This window comes from Burkholderia sp. AW49-1 (assembly GCF_053427845.1).
The window spans coordinates 1-306 of record NZ_JBSAXF010000127.1; the positions used below are offsets into that span (position 1 = coordinate 1).

At 54.9% G+C, this 306-nt stretch carries 2 tRNA genes; both read left to right on the top strand.

Annotation, left to right across the window (positions count from 1 at the left end):
* Positions 1–14 precede the first annotated feature (14 nt).
* Positions 15–91, top strand: a tRNA-Ile gene (locus ACV22W_RS33710).
* 38 nt (positions 92–129) lie between these two features.
* Positions 130–205: transfer RNA gene (locus tag ACV22W_RS33715), tRNA-Ala, on the top strand.
* The last annotated feature ends 101 nt before the right edge of the window (positions 206–306 follow it).

The following is a 306-nucleotide window of genomic DNA, read 5'->3' on the forward strand; positions in this document are numbered from 1 at the left end:
AAAGACAGACTCAGGGGTCTGTAGCTCAGTCGGTTAGAGCACCGTCTTGATAAGGCGGGGGTCGTTGGTTCGAATCCAACCAGACCCACCATTGTCTGGCGGTAACACACCTGAGGCATCTGTACTCATGGGGGCATAGCTCAGCTGGGAGAGCACCTGCTTTGCAAGCAGGGGGTCGTCGGTTCGATCCCGTCTGCCTCCACCAATCTTCAATGACAAGCGTTCGACGTGGTCGAGTCCTTGTCATTGGCGATTGAGCCAGTCAGAGCGGTACGGAGTACGTATCGGCTGTCGTTCTTTAACAAT